Origin of the sequence: Mesotoga sp. UBA5847, from assembly GCF_002432735.1 — a bacterium.
Classification (GTDB): Bacteria; Thermotogota; Thermotogae; order Petrotogales; family Kosmotogaceae; genus Mesotoga.
Genome location: NZ_DJGL01000012.1, coordinates 47840 through 63084 on the forward strand (window position 1 = coordinate 47840; position 15245 = coordinate 63084).

Consider the following 15245-nt stretch of genomic DNA (forward strand, 5'->3'; position numbering starts at 1 on the left):
AGCTTGGCACTTATGAGATACTCGACTCTTAAATAATCACAAGCTTCTTCAGGAGAAAAAGATGGTAGATCTAGCTATCGCGCTCAGAGTGATAAGAATAAGACACTGGATAAAGAACCTGTTCGTTTTTGCTCCGCTGATATTCTCTTCGAGTCTTGTCGACCCAAACTCTCTTCTGAGAGCTACGCTGATCTTCGTTGCATTTTGCCTCGTTTCAAGCAGCGTCTATATTTTCAACGACATCAAAGACCGTGAAAGCGACATGCATCATGCCAGAAAGAAGAATAGGCCGATTGCTTCCGGTGAGATCAGTGTGAGAGATGCAGCAACAGTCGCAGCAGTGATGAGTGTTGTTGCGGTCCTGATTGCTCTCTTTCTTCCATACCTTGCTCTTGTTTTCCTACTTCTCTATGTTGTTGAGAATATCTTTTATACTCTGAAGGGCAAGGAGATCGTATTGATTGACGCCTTCTGCATATCTGCGGGATTCGTGATAAGAGTAATGGCAGGGGCTTACGCTATCGATGCAACTCCTACAGGATGGATAGTGGTTACAACCTTCTTTCTCTCGCTCTTTTTGGGTTTTGGAAAGAGGAGAAACGAGCTGCTTTCACTTAAAGAAGAAAGCAACAATCACCGAAAGGTTTTGAGCGTTTACGACGACAGATATCTAGACTACCTTATGGTTGCTACGGCCTCTGTTACTATCATCGCCTATACTCTCTACTGTCTTGATCCGGCGACGATTGTGAAATTCAGTACTGATAAGCTTGTCTACACTGTGCCTTTCGTAACCTATGGGATGTTTAGATACCTCCTTCTCCTTTTCAAGAATGGAGAGGGCGACCCGACGGAAGTCGTAACAAGAGACAGAGGAATAGCGGTTACCGTTGTTTTGTGGTTAGTATCTGTTATGCTGGCAATCTATCTGCCAATCTGGTTGTAAAGAGGGACGAATTATGAGTTTTACTGAGGCCATGATACTTGTCGTTGCAATAGTCTTCAACGCCGGAGCAAATGTCCTGTTGAAATACGGGATGCAAAATGCGCCTGACATAAACACCGTTGGACTTAAGGGGATGCTTATAAATTCAATCACAAACATCAGCGTCTGGCTGGGACTTTTCTCATTCGGAGTTGCCTTCATTTTCTACAGCGTAGTTCTGACGAAGATGAAACTGGGAGTTGCCTATCCGATAATGACGAGTGCCGGGTTCGCGATCGTTACCGTTGCGGCGGTTTTCCTGTTTGACGAAAGACTCAGCGCAATGAAGCTCATGGGAATAGCCGTCATTGCGGTAGGGATTTGGTTGGTTGCGATAGCGAAATAGCGGAGGTAGAAGATGAAAAAGACGAAAGTTGCGATTTTAAAGACTAGACCGGAGACTGTCCTGGATGACTATAGAAGGCTTGCAAAACTTGCCGGTATGAAAGAGGCTTTGGACGTAAGTGCCACGACAATCTTGAAGGACAACATTTCCTGGCATCTTCCAATGCCAGGCGCCAATAGCACGCCGTGGCAGCTAGAAGGCGTGGTGCTCGCACTGAAGGATGAAGGCATGAACGACATCGTTTCGGTAGAGAATAAGACTGTGGTTACGAGGCCGAAGTACGGAGAGAAACAGAACAAGTATGACATCGTCTATGAAAAATACAATATCCCCGTCCTGTATAACTTCGAACCGAAAGACATGTCATGGATTGAATATACGCCAAAAAGCAAACTGACGGTTCTGCCTAAGATCTTTCCCGAGGGAGTGAAGCTTCCTGACTACTTCTTCGGCAAAAACATAATTCAGCTTCCGACGATGAAGTGCCACATCTATACGACGACCACAGGCGCGATGAAAAACGCATTCGGCGGTCTCTTGAACGTGAAGAGGCATTACACTCATTCATGGATACATGAAACTCTGGTTGACTTGCTGAAGATACAGAAGGAGATTCACACAGGGTTGTTTGCCTTAATGGATGGAACGACTGCGGGAAACGGACCCGGTCCCAGAACACTGATCCCGGTGAAGGCAGACTACATACTCGCCAGTGAAGACCAGGTCGCTATTGACGCGGTTGCGGCGAAGATGATGGGCTTCAATCCGATGGACTTGAAATACATAAGGCTGGCCGATGAAGAGGGCCTTGGGAACGGCAGGCCTGAGAACATAGAGTTGGTCGGGGACGATGTGTCTGGAGTGAACCTGCAATTCCATGTGGGAGACAATTTTGCCAGCAGAGTCGGTGATCTGCTCTGGTTCAGCCCATTGAAGGTCTTTCAGAAACTCTTCTTCCACACGCCGCTTGTAAAAGTCTTTGTGGCCGCTTCAGATACCTATCACGATAAGCACTGGTGGAAGAAGCACGGTGTTCGGATTTTCGAGGAGTGGAAGAAAGAGAGCCCCTGGGGCCGTCTGTGGGAGAGCTATTGATAGAGAATTCACTATGGGAATGAAAGCTTGAGTGGGGGAATCATGGCCGATTATCACTTGAAATTCGCCCTGAGTTCGAAAGCAAGACGAGGCGCAGTGGTTTTTCTGTTTGTCTTTGTTCTGTCATACGTTTTCACCTCTGTCAGTGTCTGGACGACAGACAGCAGATTCATAACAGTGTCGAGATTCATCAGGGTATACGGTCACGAAAATCTAATCAGGGGAACGGGTTACGCTCCGGAGCAATATCGCTTTGGTGGATTTTATCTTGTGGAATACTTCTTCAAATACATTCCTCTGAAATGGTATGACGTATATAACAGCAGTCTCTCCGATTTGCTTACGAGCGAAGAGACCTGGACAGAAGAGATGCAGAAAACCGTGGACAAATTCTTCCCCCAGGATGACAGGGAAGAGATGATTGGCGAGATTCAGAGGGTGATTGACGAGACTCTAGAATCCTTCTTCCCGGGCAATGCTTTTGTTCAAAATCTTCTGCGGGGTATGATAGACGGTCTGCAATGGCAGAGCTATTTGACGAATGTCGAAGAGACCCTGCTCACTCTCGGAGAGATGATACCGGAAAATATCAGGAATCATTTGCTTGAGGACAGCGAAGAAACAAGACTCGTGAACGGATATTTCACGTCGAGATTCTTCCTCTTCATGATCCTTCTGACGATCATCTACTTCCTGTGCAGAGAGTTCCTGAACCCCGGCCAAGCGCTCTTTGGGGTTGTTCTCTTCACTGCTCTTACGCCGTTTGCTCTTCAGGACTTTTTGCAGGCGGAGACTCTGCTTTCACTGTTGCTGTTTACAGCGATGATTCTAATAACAAAGAGAGACGGCAGCAGGCTCATTCTAATTCTGATAACAGTATTGTGCTGTACCGCAAGAACGGATCATGCGCTGTTTGGCGCTCTAATATACGCTTCGTTAAGAGGAATAGATTCGTTAAGAAGGAGGGAGTGGTCGAAGGCTGTCTACGCCGCTCTGCTTCTCTTCATCCCGCTTGTTGCGACAATTCTGATTAGCGGGCTTCTCTTTCCCGAGGCAGAGTACTATGTGGATGTCTTTCAGCTTGAGTTCAATTTGACGCATGTTTGGAACCTGGTTTTTCCTCTTGTCTTTCTTTTGCTGCCTTTTGCTTTCATCTATCAGATCAAAGAGTTGACGTTCTACAGGAGAACGTGGTTCTGGATGCCACTGTTTATCGGAATGAACTTTGTTGTTGGAAAGACTGCGGAAGTGAGGCTTTTTCTTCCGGTGATAATCTACTCCATTCCTCTTATAGTTAGGGGTGCAATGCTGGCAATCGGCGTTGATTCGGTTGGCTTTTCGGATTCTAGAGAGTCTTAGGGATCTGGACAACAACGCGCTTGATTAATGGAACTCTTGATACAGGTTTGAGCAGATAACTGAGAAGGACAAGCAATGTTTCTTACGATCGATGATATGATTTTGACATTGGCGATCTCCTTTTGGAAACGCCGTCGGGGGGATTAAGTGTGAAAGACAAGAGAACCATACAGCGAGGGATTTTTCTGTTAATTATCTTCGCGTTACTCTCCTACATTTTCACATCAATGACCGTCTGGACAACCGACGGGAAGTATTTGCTCGTATCCAGGTACTTAAGAATTAACCAGCATGACAGAGTGGTTTCCGGAGAGAATTTCGCGCCTGATCAGTATAGATTTGGCAGCTACTACCTTGTCGAGAATTTCTTCAAATACTTTCCGATCAAGTGGCTGGATGAAAACAGCGAAGAGCTTTCGAGTATGTTGTTGTCGGCCGATTATTGGACGTCTGAAAAGAAGAGCATGGTTGATGCCTATTTTCCACTGGATGAAAGGGAGAGCCTTGTCTCTGACGCTGAAAAGGCTATTGCCGAGTTCGTTGACTCCGTTGCAGGGAACAGCATTCTCCTGAGCAATGCACTCAAAGCAATGGTTGCCGGGCTGAAGTGGCAGGAGTACATTACCGATCCTGCAACCGCGGCGCTTCTAATTGGAGAGAGACTGCCCGAAGATGTCAAAGCTGCACTAGATCCGTCTAGCGAAGCGAATCGTATTCTTAATGGGCACATCACGGCGAGATTCTTTTTCAACCTGTTAACGTTGCTGCTTCTTTATGCGTTCTGCCGAATCTTCTCTTCACCTGTAGCATCGTTACTGTCTGTGGTATCATTTCAGGCCATAATGCCGCTCACTACGATGTACTTTGGATGGGAGACTTTTCACGGCCTTGCTCTTTTTGTAGGCGGGTTGCTCGTAATTGCCAGAAACGGCAGATTCTTTCATTTGTGTTTGTTGATTACGCTGGGTTCTCTTTTCAGAGCTGACCATATGGTATTCCTCCCCTTGATATATCTTCTGTACAATTTCAGAGGCGACATCTCAGGCAAGATTAAATTGAGGCTTATGTTGAAAAGCTTCATTGCCGGCTCGATTCCTGTACTGCTTATGTATATATTCAGCACTGTTCTCTTTCCTGATGCCAAATACTCGGTCGATCTGATACAACTTGGCTATAACATTGGTTACTTCTGGTCATGGATCTATCCTCTTGTGTTTCTCTTCATTCCACTGCTATTCGTGAGAGAGATAAGAGATATCGATTTCTTCAAGAGAACGTGGTTCTGGGTACTCCCGTTTGTCGCTATGAATTTCGTGGTGGCAAGAACCGCTGAAGTTAGGCTATTCACACCAGTACTGGCGTTCATGACCCCTCTTGTAGGTGTTGGGTTGCTCAGACTTCTTGCTTCTGAGACCAGAGGTTCCGTTGAAACCGAATGAGGTATTCAGTCTTGGCCGGGACGATCTCCGCGGGTACTTCGCTTGGCTGCCGTAAAGGCTTTGTGTTTCAATTGCTTTTCGGAGAGTGAATTCCTATTCAGTCATGGCATAATTCATATATGAACAAAAGGAGGTTTGTCTGGATGAAACGACTTCTGCTTTGCCTCATGATAGTGGTTTCGGTTTTGCTTTCTGCGAATAGCGGTCTTTTCCTTGGTTTCTTTCCCTCCCTTTCTCTCAACAACTTTGCTGTGCACGACAGGGACTACAAACCTACCTTTGAAGATCTGCGGAACAACTTTTCTTATCCTCCGTTTGCCCTTGCGGGCATTGAGTTTTCCGGTGATTCATATCGCGCGCTATTCAGGCTTGATTTCAGGCAAGATATAACGTCGTTTCTTCGCGGCAGGAGTTGGTCGAATTTCCCCATCAGATACAATTCGAATACCCTGTATATAGATACCGATCTGCCTAGAGTTGGTTTCGCCGAGTTTCAAAACGATCTCTTGAGGTTTTCTGCCGGCAAGAGAAGCCTTCATATTGGTCCCGCTGCGTACAACTTCGTACTCTCCGATGCGGTGCCCTTTTTCGAGCACATTTGGATTGACTTCTCATCGGACGTACTGTCAGGGAAATACTTCTACAGCTTCTTCGTAATCTCTTCGGATCGTTCGATATTCGACAGTCCCCGGACTCTTATCGGCCACAGCATAGGGTATCATGGTGAGTCTACAAGAGTCGGTTTTGTCGAAACGAACCTCATCAGCAACACCTATCCAGACCTTAAAGACATGAGCCCTTTCGTCATATTCCACAACAACTATGCCAAGAACTCAAACGTTAATGCAGGGTTATTCTTCGAGAAGGGCATTGGAGATCTGGGCTTGTACGGAATGCTCTACACAGACGACATCCTTATTCCGGGAGATAGAACCAGCAATCCGACTTCTTTAGGCTGGTTTCTTGGTGGAGAGTATGGCATAACCGGTGGAGAAAACTATAAGGGACCTATGCTATGGGACAATCAGTATGCTCTCAGAGAACAGACTCTCTTTGAAGAGTCTGGGGGTATGAAGATAAGGTATGAGCACTACCATAGCACGCCTTATTTGTACAATAGGAGCTTCGAGGAAGGAAAGCACATCAACCCAATCCGTTTCAACGCTGATGATATTGAGGGCGGGGGTTATCTTGTGATTAATGGGTTCTTCGGTTTCCCATACGGACCTGACGTATCTCTGGACCTTATAGCTGTGACTTTCGAAACTCGCAGAGTGCTCTCAGAGCTTCGTCTTGAGTACATAAGACAAGGTTCTTACCGAATCGACGATTATTACGGCGAACCATTTGAATTTGATTGGTATAGACTTGCCGAACCGATTACCAGAAGTGCCAAAGTAAGTCTTGACTTTCATTACAGCCCGGATGAGAATCAGGAGATATTCCTCTCAGCGTCGGCTCTAATAGGTAACAAGAATGAGTTTTGCTTCAAGATCGGCTACGGAAGAGTTTTGCGCTTCCTTAGATTCTAGTTAATTCGGAGAGGCTCATTCTCTGCAAGAAGCAACTGAGAGCTTCTCGTTGTCTTTTGCAAACCAGTGTTCTTCGAAGATCCTCAGGTCGTCACATAGAGAAGATCTGAAGGCTTCGTCACAGGAGCCAAAGAAATCGATGGGGCTTACCGAGATGAACCCTTTGTCGACATTTACAAAGTCAAGGTCTTCATCGTGAGAATCGTGGAGGATCTCCTTTCGCATCCAGAACTCCTCCTCACCCCATTCATTTACTTTTTTCTCAAACCAGCGTCTCTTTATGAGACCACCAGGTCTTGTGCAACTGATTCCCCGGATCTTGTCTCTAGGTATCGCAGGCACGTTAACGTTAAGAACGGTATGCTTCGGAAGCTTCTTCCAGTCATACTCTCTTACGAAACTTTCAGAGAAGTCCACAGCTGCCAGAAAATCTGGATTCTCCTCGCTAACCACGGAGATTGCCATGGCAGGTATCCCATGTACCCTGGCTTCCAGTGCTGCAGATAATGTTCCCGAGTACCTGATGTCAACCCCAAGATTCTGGCCATGGTTTATGCCGCTTAGCACAAGATCAAACCTGTCAATGCCGCTGATCGTTGCAGCAGCAACCACACAGTCTGCTGGAGTTCCGCTCGTGCAGAAGGAGGAGACGTTCTCTATTGTTTCCCTCTCTCTTATCCGTACCGGCGTCAACCATGTAATTGAGTGACTTACGCCGCTCCGGTTGCTTTCGGGGGCAACTATTATCACTTCGTGAGACCTTGAGAGTCTCTTCGCGAGTGACCTTATTCCAGTCGCCTGGATTCCATCATCGTTAGTCAAAAGTATTTTCAAAAGAATTCACCACCATCTATATTGTATCGTAAATGAAGGATTCTTTCCTGAAAGCCGCGAGTGAAGCTCAGTCATATTCTATTCCCTGATCACGTAGATTCGAGCTGTAAATGAGCTTCAGTGAGCTTCTGAAGAAAAGAAGGAGAGGAATAACCCCGATTACCGAGGCCGCTCCGAATAAATTCCAGGAGGTGTAGAAGCTCCTTACTTCACCCACGTAACTGTAGATCTTGAGAGAGAAAGGCATGAGTTCCTGACTGTTTAGAAGGATTAGCGGCATGGAGAAGGAATTGAATGCTGAGACTAGAGTGTACATGAGTAGTCCGCCGATTATGGGCATTGAAAGAGGAATAAGAACTCTCAATAAGTAGCCGGTTTCCGATAATCCCTCGAGGAGAGAGACTTCCCGGAGCTCTCTCGGGACAGAAGAAAAAAAGCCGCCCAGCAGCAAAATAGTTAGCGGCATTGCCTGAATACATACAACCATCCCAACTCCGAACAAGCTGTTCACGAGGGCCAACTTGTCGAATACAAAGTACATAGGGAGTAACGTATGCATTCCGTTGTAGAGGCTTCCGAAGAGAATCACTGAAGCTACAATCCTCACAAATATGTTTCTCTTCAAAGAGAAGAGATAGGAAAAGGGAACTCCAGCCAGAAGAACGATCACAAAGGCCCAAAAAGCGATCTTCAGAGTATTGAATATGTTGCCCGGGAGTCCGTCGGAGATCACTTTGCCGTAGTTTGCCAGTGTCAGTTCGGAGATTGAAGGCACAATGTCCGAATCGGAAGCGAAGGAGAGAAAGAGTATGTAGATCACTATCACTGCGGTGGGAACCAGACAGACAATAAGAAGCGCTCTCTTAAGCCATCCGGGAATGGAAAAATCGAAGTGAGGAAATCTGTATCTTATAGACAGAAGGATCATAGGCACGCTTAGAAGGGTGGCCGGAATGACGCCACTGATACCATTTTGAGCAACGCTCAGAATGAATATGACGACTTCGTATATCAACAGAACTCCCACTAGCCGTCTGAACGGCTTCCTGAAGCGGGGTATTATTAGCGGGAGTATCGAATATCCGGCAACAACGGGAAAAACGAGCCAGTTCCAGCCTGCGAAAAGCCCCAGAAGAATGTGTGCCGCGCTGCTGAGATAGAGAACCCGCCTGTGTCTCTTCGGCACTTCTCCTCGAGAAAAGAGCGCGCCCAGGATCCATATGAGTGCGAATACTCCTACGAATACCGCGTAAGCGGAGAGAAGTCCGTAATCCTTTGCCGTATTGAATTTCCTGAAGAGAACGATTCCGAGAAATGAAGTTGAACCGGTCAAGGTATGCGGAGTGAATCCCTCAGGCAGCAACGGACCGTTTCCGGTCATAAGAAAGACAGATGTGAACTCCTTCATCGATCTGGCAAGTTGAAACAAGAAGTACGGAATCAATAGATATCTTATCTCTCCAAACAGAATAGAGGCGGTTGTGAGATCTCCCGCACCGTCTATTTTCATTACATCATCCAGTTCCTTTGAAACTCTCCCTAGCATCCCGAGAATTATCATGGTCGAGAGAGGTATCGAAAGCCAGACGCTTACAAGTAGGGAAGAAAGAAATGCGTGAAGGGGGTTGAGAGTCACGTCAATACTTGTGCCAAGAAGGGTATTCAACAAAGAGTACCCTCCGTATCCCTGAACAAAGACCCTCCATCCGGACACCGTTATGAATGATGGTATAAACCAGCCTATACCCAAGAGCAGAAGAGCAGACTTGCTGTACCTGGTAGCTTTTCTCAACCTGAGCGCGATTAAGAAGGAGATTGAGACCTCAATTGCCGATTTCAGTGTCGACCAGAGGGCCGTCAGTTTCAGCGAGAGTTTGAAACCGGAATCTCTTAGCACAATCTCGTAGTTTTTCAGACCGGAAAAGACAGGTTCCGTCTGAAAGATGCCAAATTCAGTCAATGAGACATACAGAGCCCAAACCGTAGGAGCGATAGTCACGATTGCTAGAATGAAGGTAATAGACAAACCCATAGACCACTTCCTTCTCACTATAAGAGGAAGCAGTCCAAGGGTAAAGAAGATCGGTATCACGACCGACATACTAACTACCGGACAGAGTCAATGTAGGATTGTGCGCCCGTTAAGGCCTGATCGACGGTCATAGCTCCACTGAATATTGCCTGTAAAGCGGGTTCCAGAGCCTCAAACAACAGTGTCTGATATCCTGGAATATTTGGCATGAATTCTCCTTTATTGACGATTTCTCCAAGCTCTGGAAGCCAGCCTGACCCAAAAAGCGGGTACTTGTCGCATTGTATGAAGAACTCTTCGCTCTGCTCCCCAAGGAAGGCTATGAAGCTCATGCACTGTTCATAAGTATCGCTGTTGAAGAGAGCAAAACCTTTTGAATCGATAACTCCTCTTACCTCTATCCCCTGTAGATTGGGAAAGGGAAGCATTGCGAATCTAGGGCCCTTCTCTCTGAACTTCTCCGCCATATAGCTGCCTTGAAGCATCACGCCAATCTTTCCCTGTCTGAAAAGCCCATTCATGGCTGCCCTTTCAAGTCTGGAGATCACACCTGAATCGAAATAGCTCTTCACGATCGATACAGTCTCCTTGCTCTCGGGACTTCCGATCTTCAGAGCAGCCCTCTCCTCTCCGCTCAGAAGTGCCGAGACATAGGGAAACATTATGTAGGGTGACGTGAAATCGAATGCAATAGGATAGTCGACTATCCCTGTGAGCTTCTCCTTTATTATCTCGAACTGTACGAAGTCGAAGTCGTCTTCGAGATTCAAGCCTGCTTCTTCAAAGGCATCCAGATTGATGAAGGCGACTTGACTGTCTGCATAGTAGGGAACAGCGCTGACTTCACCGTTCCAGGTGAAGGCACTCAGATATCTCTCGGGGTAGTCTCTCAGCACAGATTCCGGGATAGGCAGATTCCTTTTCGAGGCTGCCACGTCGCCGACATAAGTATCCTTTATCATCACAGCATCAGGCAAGTCGCCTGTCTTCAAGCTCACATTGAGTTTCTCCTCGATCTTCGGGAAGTAGACAATCTCCACCGGAATACCCGTCTTTTCTGAAAATCTACTGGCCGCTGCCCTGTAGAAATCCTCTCCTTCCCAGCTCACCCAGAAGGTGATTCCAAATGTAAACGAGCAGAGCAGTATCACAAATAAGAATGTTGCCGTTTTTTTCATTTCACACCTCCATATTCAGTATCTCGAAAAGAACTCTTTCGCTCTTGAATGGCGCGTGTCTCAGTCGGATGCCCGCAGCATCAAAGATTGCATTGGAGATTGCTGGAATCGGTGTGTCGATACCTATTTCTCCTATGCTCTTTGCTCCAAACGGACCCGTCGGCTCGTAACTATCGACGAGACCGCATGTAAGCTTCCCGTAGTCCATTCTTGAGGGAACCTTGTAGGTGAAGAAATCATTAGTCAACATTCTTCCGTCCTTGCCGTAGATGATGTCTTCGTACAGCGCCCAGCCGATGCCTTGCATCGAACCGCCTTCAAGTTGACCCATTGCCTGTACTGGATTCAGTGCGAGACCGCAGTCGGCATATGAAACGAAGTTGACCAGTGTGATTTTTCCGGTATCTGTGTCAATCTCAACTTCAGCGAAGCTTGCGGCGAACGGTGGCGGGGACTCTTCACCAACATAGGAGGCCGACTCGGAAATCTGCTGCTGATTGAAGGTGTACATATGCATCGTACAGAGTTCCGATAGCGATACGGAAGAACCGTCTTTCCCGCGGATCACTCCGGATTCAAGCGTAAGTTCCGATCGATCCTTTTCCAGATACTCGGCCGCAAGATCAAGGACCTTTTCTTTTACCTTCTCGGCAGCAAGCCTAACGGCATTTCCGGAGACATAAGTTGTACTTGACGCGTAAGCGCCAACGTCAAAGGGAGTCAGATCCGTGTCTGATGAATAGACGATGATCTTCTCCAGAGGCACCGTTAGAACCTCGGCGGCAATCTGAGCAAGGATTGTGTCGCTTCCAGTGCCGAGGTCCGTAGCTCCCACAAGTAGATTGAATGAGCCGTCTTCATTCATCTTGATTGTGGCAGCGCCCATATCGATTTTCGGGATACCCGAACCCTGCATTGCAAGAGCACAGCCAACCCCGAGAACCTTGTTTCCATTTCTCTTCTTCTTTCCCCACTTACTGTCCCAGCCAATTGCCTTTCTTCCAAGATCGATGCACTCCTGAAGCTTGCAACTCCTCATTATTTGAGGGACGCCTTCCCTTCCCTCACCCATGATTTCAAATATTGGAGAGGTTTCGCCCTCTCTTATGGAGTTCATCTCTTTGAGCTTCAGCGGATCCATCTTCATCTCATAGGCAAGTTCATCGATAGCACAGTCGAGAGGAAAGAGCCCTTGAGGCGCTCCATAACCTCTATAAGCTCCTGCAGGAGGGAGGTTCGTATAAACTATGTCTCCGCCGAAGTGTACAGCGTCGACCTTGTTGTACAGAGGCAACGTTTTTGATCCCGAGACCATGAAAGTTGTAAGGCAGTGTTCTCCATAGGCCCCCGTATTTGAGATTCCGTGAAGTGAAATGGCCTTGATCTTTCCATCTCCAGCTGCTCCGACGATAACATCGTAGCTCATCTCGTGGCGAATATTCGTTGCCATCGAGACTTCCTCTCTTGTATAAGCAATTCTTGCGGGTTTACCGGTCTTGAGAGTAACGAGAGCGGCGTAAGGCTCTGCGATAACCGATTGCTTACCTCCAAATCCTCCGCCGATTCGCGGCTTTATGACTCTGATTTCTGCAATTGGCTTCTTCAGTATTCGAGAGAGAATTCTTCGGCAGTGAAAAGGCACTTGAGTGGACGAGATAACTACTAGTCTTCCGACAGGATCAAGATAAGTGAGAGCGTTGTGTGGTTCCAGTGCAGCATGGAGCTGAGTGTCCACATGATATGTTCTTCTGATAACGAATTCGCATTCTTCGAGGGTCTTCTCAACGTCTCCGATATCCATCACGAAGTGAGCGGCGATATTTCTGGAGTTGTCGTAGACACCCGAGCAGTCGCTTTCATCATGAATTATCGGAGAGCCCTCTTTTGAGGCTTCCTTCATATCAAAAACCGCATCCAGGGTCTCGTATTCGACCTTGATCTTTCTTAGTGCCTTGAGAGCCGCTTTTTCGGTAGTTGCTGCTACGACTGCCACAGGGTCGCCAACGTACCTAACCTTTCTGTCCAAGAGATAAGTATCGTAAGGAGAGGGTTCTGGGTATCCCTGACCTGCTCTGGTATAAGGAACTCTCTCCACATCTTGGTAGGTGAAGATGCCGACTACACCCGGTATGCTCAAAGCCTGAGAGCTGTCGATACTCCTAATAATTGCGTGGGCATGAGGAGACCTGAGAAGTTTGACAACTAGAGCATCCGGCATATCATAGTCTGGTGTATATGCCGGCTTTCCCCTCACTATTGCGAGACCGTCTACTTTCTTCATTGATTTTCCGATCGTCACGAAGGAATCATTCATCGATTTCACCTCGCATCACTTGGGCCGCCTTTTTTATGGCTCGATTCTGAGGCTCATATCCCGTGCATCTACAGATGTTCCCGTTGAGCGCGAGCCTTATCTCTTCGTCGGAAGGATCCGGGTTTTCTCTTAGCAGAGCTTCTCCCGTCATTACTACCCCGGGGATACAGTATCCGCACTGAGCTCCGCCCTCTTCGAGAATGGCCTCCTGGATTGGGTGCAACTTGTCTCCATCGGCCATGCCTTCGACGGTCTCAATGTTCTGACCATCAATAGAAACCGCAAAAGTTGAACATGAAAGTATCGGCTTTCCATTCAGGAGAACGGTACAAGTTCCGCAACTTGCAGAATTGCAGCTTCTTCTGACGCTCTTATAGCCTATCCTCCTTAGTACTTCAAGCAGATACTCACCGGGGTCAATATCGAGTTCATGAAGTCTTCCGTTCACAGTAAAGGCAATTCTCATAAAATCATCCCCTTCAGTTTTTCAGCAGCTCTCTGGGCCAGCACTGAAGCAAGGTGCTTTCTGTACTCGAAGGAGGCGGTCATATTCGAGCCCCCAATAAAGCTCTCATAAACGAGACTTCTTACTATTGAAGGCATCACATCGTTTATCTCTAGATCCACCATTGCCGCTTCGACACTTTCAAACCTTGCCGGATACTGCGGTCTAGATCCGCAAACAACTCTGGCCGCTCTTATTCTCCCGTGCTCCGGTCTGATCGAAAGGCCTACATTGACCGTCGCAATATCGAAAGTAGTCTTCGAGAACTTCTCGAAGGCCGTGAACCAGCCGTCTTTCTTAAGAATCGCGTGAGTGATCAGAGGTTTTTCACCTGCCGGTAGCGAGAAGTAATCAGAGATCAGCATTCGCTGGTAACCATCGACCCCGTAGATCATGAGACTTGAGCCAGCAGCGAGAAGACAGGTGCTTACGTCCGACCATCCAAGTTTTGGGGCGATTGAGCCGCCGATAGTCGCCATATTTCTAATCTGCCATGAGCCTACTAAAGAGAAGGCGTCGTAAAAGAAATCTCCGAATTCCCTTCTTATCAGTGGGTCCTTTCTGAAAGACTCGACTGTCGTTGAGGCGCCGACTACTATTTCATCTTCGGTGATCGATACCGTGTCAAGCCTTAGAGATTTCAGATCGATGATCTTCTCGATTCTTGAAGACTCCATAAGAGCTACAATCGTACCTCCGGAAAGAAATATCGAATGATCTCTGTCGCGTTGCATGAGTTCAAATGCCTCCTCGACGGTTTCCGGTCTGAAGTACTCATTCACGTTAGACAGCATTATATCCCCTCTTTCTCCAGACTTTTAGGGTTCTGAAAACTAGATTTCTGATAACGGTAGTTCTGTACCAGTGACTTGCTCGAACATCATCTATGGGAGAGACGCGCTTCATGGCCAGTTCGACGAATTTCGATTCATCGAACGAGCTCCTTTCACTCGAATAATATTCGCACGCCTCTTTCGGAACAACTACAATGGGAGCTACGGAGCCGAATGCGAGTCTGATTTCCGATTCAGATATCAAGGAGCCTACCGAAGCTATTGCTATGGCCATAGAACTTCGCTGACCAACTTTGTAGAACTGAGGAAAGAACCCCCCGGTTTTCTCGAAAGTTATGGATCTTACAAACTCGCCTTTTGAAAGAGATGTCACTCCTGGACCTTTGATGAAGTCGGCTAGACTCTGAATTCTCTCCCCGTACTGGCCCACAATCTGCAAAGTCGCGTTTGAGAGCAAGAGAGCAACGATTGAATCGCCTGCAGGAGATGCATTGACAACGTTCCCTACGAGAGTTGCTCTGTTTCGGATCTGTGGGCTGCCTACTTCTCTCAAAGCCATCTTCAATATTTTGCTATCTTCTCCAATTGTCTCGTTGCTCAAAAGCTCGGACATCGTTACTTTGCATCCGACCCTTATTGAGTCGCCGAGATCTTCTATCTTGCCGAAACTCCTCAAATGTCTCAGGCTCACGACATTTTTTGGCGCTATGCGTTTCAACCTGATTTTTACAAGTAGGTCGGTTCCGCCTGCGAGAATATTGCAGTCGCTTCTGGAGAGAATCGACATGAGTTCTTCTTCACTTGTCGGCATAAGGACACTGAATGACATCTC

The 15245-nt window shown here is 47.2% G+C and carries 13 protein-coding genes; 6 read left to right on the top strand and 7 right to left on the bottom strand.

The genetic code is table 11. The features are described 5' to 3' along the window. Positions 1-61: 61 nt before the first annotated feature. The 6 genes from B3K91_RS01115 (at position 62) to B3K91_RS01140 (ending at position 6756) form a co-directional block, all read left to right on the top strand. The gene (locus tag B3K91_RS01115; protein WP_214060649.1) at positions 62-946 is read left to right on the top strand and encodes a decaprenyl-phosphate phosphoribosyltransferase; all 885 of its coding nucleotides are present in this window, start codon (positions 62-64) and stop codon (positions 944-946) included. A 13-nt stretch (positions 947-959) separates the two neighbouring features. After that, positions 960-1331 carry a DMT family transporter gene (locus B3K91_RS01120; protein WP_099829356.1) on the top strand — a complete coding sequence of 124 codons (372 nt, stop codon included), beginning with the start codon at positions 960-962 and terminating at the stop codon, positions 1329-1331. Positions 1332-1343: 12 nt separating this feature from the next. Next, positions 1344-2426 (top strand): DUF362 domain-containing protein, encoded by a 1083-nt coding sequence (locus tag B3K91_RS01125; RefSeq protein WP_292590197.1) that lies wholly within the window; start codon positions 1344-1346, stop codon positions 2424-2426. Between the two features lie 42 nt (positions 2427-2468). Further along, the gene (locus B3K91_RS01130) at positions 2469-3785 is read left to right on the top strand and encodes a hypothetical protein (RefSeq protein WP_214060101.1); all 1317 of its coding nucleotides are present in this window, start codon (positions 2469-2471) and stop codon (positions 3783-3785) included. 149 nt (positions 3786-3934) lie between these two features. Then, complete coding sequence (locus B3K91_RS01135) at positions 3935-5224, top strand: hypothetical protein (RefSeq protein WP_214060102.1); 1290 nt, start codon at positions 3935-3937, stop codon at positions 5222-5224. 143 nt (positions 5225-5367) lie between these two features. Further along, positions 5368-6756: a hypothetical protein gene (locus tag B3K91_RS01140; RefSeq protein ID WP_214060103.1), complete on the top strand. Its 1389-nt coding sequence runs from the start codon at positions 5368-5370 to the stop codon at positions 6754-6756. A gap of 15 nt (positions 6757-6771) precedes the next feature. Here B3K91_RS01140 and surE read toward each other — a convergent pair whose 3' ends face one another. From surE to B3K91_RS01175, 7 genes are all read right to left on the bottom strand, one after another. Next, complete coding sequence (gene surE / locus B3K91_RS01145) at positions 6772-7590, bottom strand: 5'/3'-nucleotidase SurE (protein WP_214060104.1); 819 nt, start codon at positions 7588-7590, stop codon at positions 6772-6774. Positions 7591-7657: 67 nt separating this feature from the next. Further along, the gene (locus tag B3K91_RS01150) at positions 7658-9691 is read right to left on the bottom strand and encodes an ABC transporter permease subunit (RefSeq protein WP_214060105.1); all 2034 of its coding nucleotides are present in this window, start codon (positions 9689-9691) and stop codon (positions 7658-7660) included. A 5-nt stretch (positions 9692-9696) separates the two neighbouring features. Beyond that, a complete protein-coding gene (locus tag B3K91_RS01155; protein WP_214060106.1) occupies positions 9697-10800 on the bottom strand; it encodes a sugar ABC transporter substrate-binding protein in 1104 nt (367 codons plus the stop codon). 1 nt (position 10801) lies between these two features. Next, complete coding sequence (locus tag B3K91_RS01160) at positions 10802-13114, bottom strand: xanthine dehydrogenase family protein molybdopterin-binding subunit (RefSeq protein WP_292592250.1); 2313 nt, start codon at positions 13112-13114, stop codon at positions 10802-10804. Further along, positions 13107-13580 (bottom strand): (2Fe-2S)-binding protein, encoded by a 474-nt coding sequence (locus B3K91_RS01165; protein WP_102819332.1) that lies wholly within the window; start codon positions 13578-13580, stop codon positions 13107-13109. Before B3K91_RS01165 ends, B3K91_RS01160 begins: the two co-directional genes overlap by 8 nt. Continuing rightward, positions 13577-14413, bottom strand: a complete 837-nt coding sequence (locus tag B3K91_RS01170) for an FAD binding domain-containing protein (protein ID WP_099829366.1) — start codon at positions 14411-14413, stop codon at positions 13577-13579. Before B3K91_RS01170 ends, B3K91_RS01165 begins: the two co-directional genes overlap by 4 nt. Continuing rightward, positions 14403-15242 carry an FAD binding domain-containing protein gene (locus B3K91_RS01175; RefSeq protein WP_214060092.1) on the bottom strand — a complete coding sequence of 280 codons (840 nt, stop codon included), beginning with the start codon at positions 15240-15242 and terminating at the stop codon, positions 14403-14405. The genes B3K91_RS01170 and B3K91_RS01175 overlap by 11 nt, the downstream gene beginning before the upstream one ends. Between the last annotated feature and the right edge of the window lie 3 nt (positions 15243-15245).

Bases quoted from the DNA above. Each gene is read 5' to 3' on its own strand.
- B3K91_RS01115 (WP_214060649.1), top strand. From the start codon at position 62: ATGGTAGATCTAGCTATCGCGCTCAGAGTGATAAGAATAAGACACTGG.
- B3K91_RS01120 (WP_099829356.1), top strand. From the start codon at position 960: ATGAGTTTTACTGAGGCCATGATACTTGTCGTTGCAATAGTCTTCAAC.
- B3K91_RS01125 (WP_292590197.1), top strand. From the start codon at position 1,344: ATGAAAAAGACGAAAGTTGCGATTTTAAAGACTAGACCGGAGACTGTC.
- B3K91_RS01130 (WP_214060101.1), top strand. From the start codon at position 2,469: ATGGCCGATTATCACTTGAAATTCGCCCTGAGTTCGAAAGCAAGACGA.
- B3K91_RS01140 (WP_214060103.1), top strand. From the start codon at position 5,368: ATGAAACGACTTCTGCTTTGCCTCATGATAGTGGTTTCGGTTTTGCTT.
- B3K91_RS01150 (WP_214060105.1), bottom strand. From the start codon at position 9,691: ATGTCGGTCGTGATACCGATCTTCTTTACCCTTGGACTGCTTCCTCTT.
- B3K91_RS01155 (WP_214060106.1), bottom strand. From the start codon at position 10,800: ATGAAAAAAACGGCAACATTCTTATTTGTGATACTGCTCTGCTCGTTT.
- B3K91_RS01160 (WP_292592250.1), bottom strand. From the start codon at position 13,114: ATGAATGATTCCTTCGTGACGATCGGAAAATCAATGAAGAAAGTAGAC.
- B3K91_RS01165 (WP_102819332.1), bottom strand. From the start codon at position 13,580: ATGAGAATTGCCTTTACTGTGAACGGAAGACTTCATGAACTCGATATT.
- B3K91_RS01170 (WP_099829366.1), bottom strand. From the start codon at position 14,413: ATGCTGTCTAACGTGAATGAGTACTTCAGACCGGAAACCGTCGAGGAG.
- B3K91_RS01175 (WP_214060092.1), bottom strand. From the start codon at position 15,242: ATGTCATTCAGTGTCCTTATGCCGACAAGTGAAGAAGAACTCATGTCG.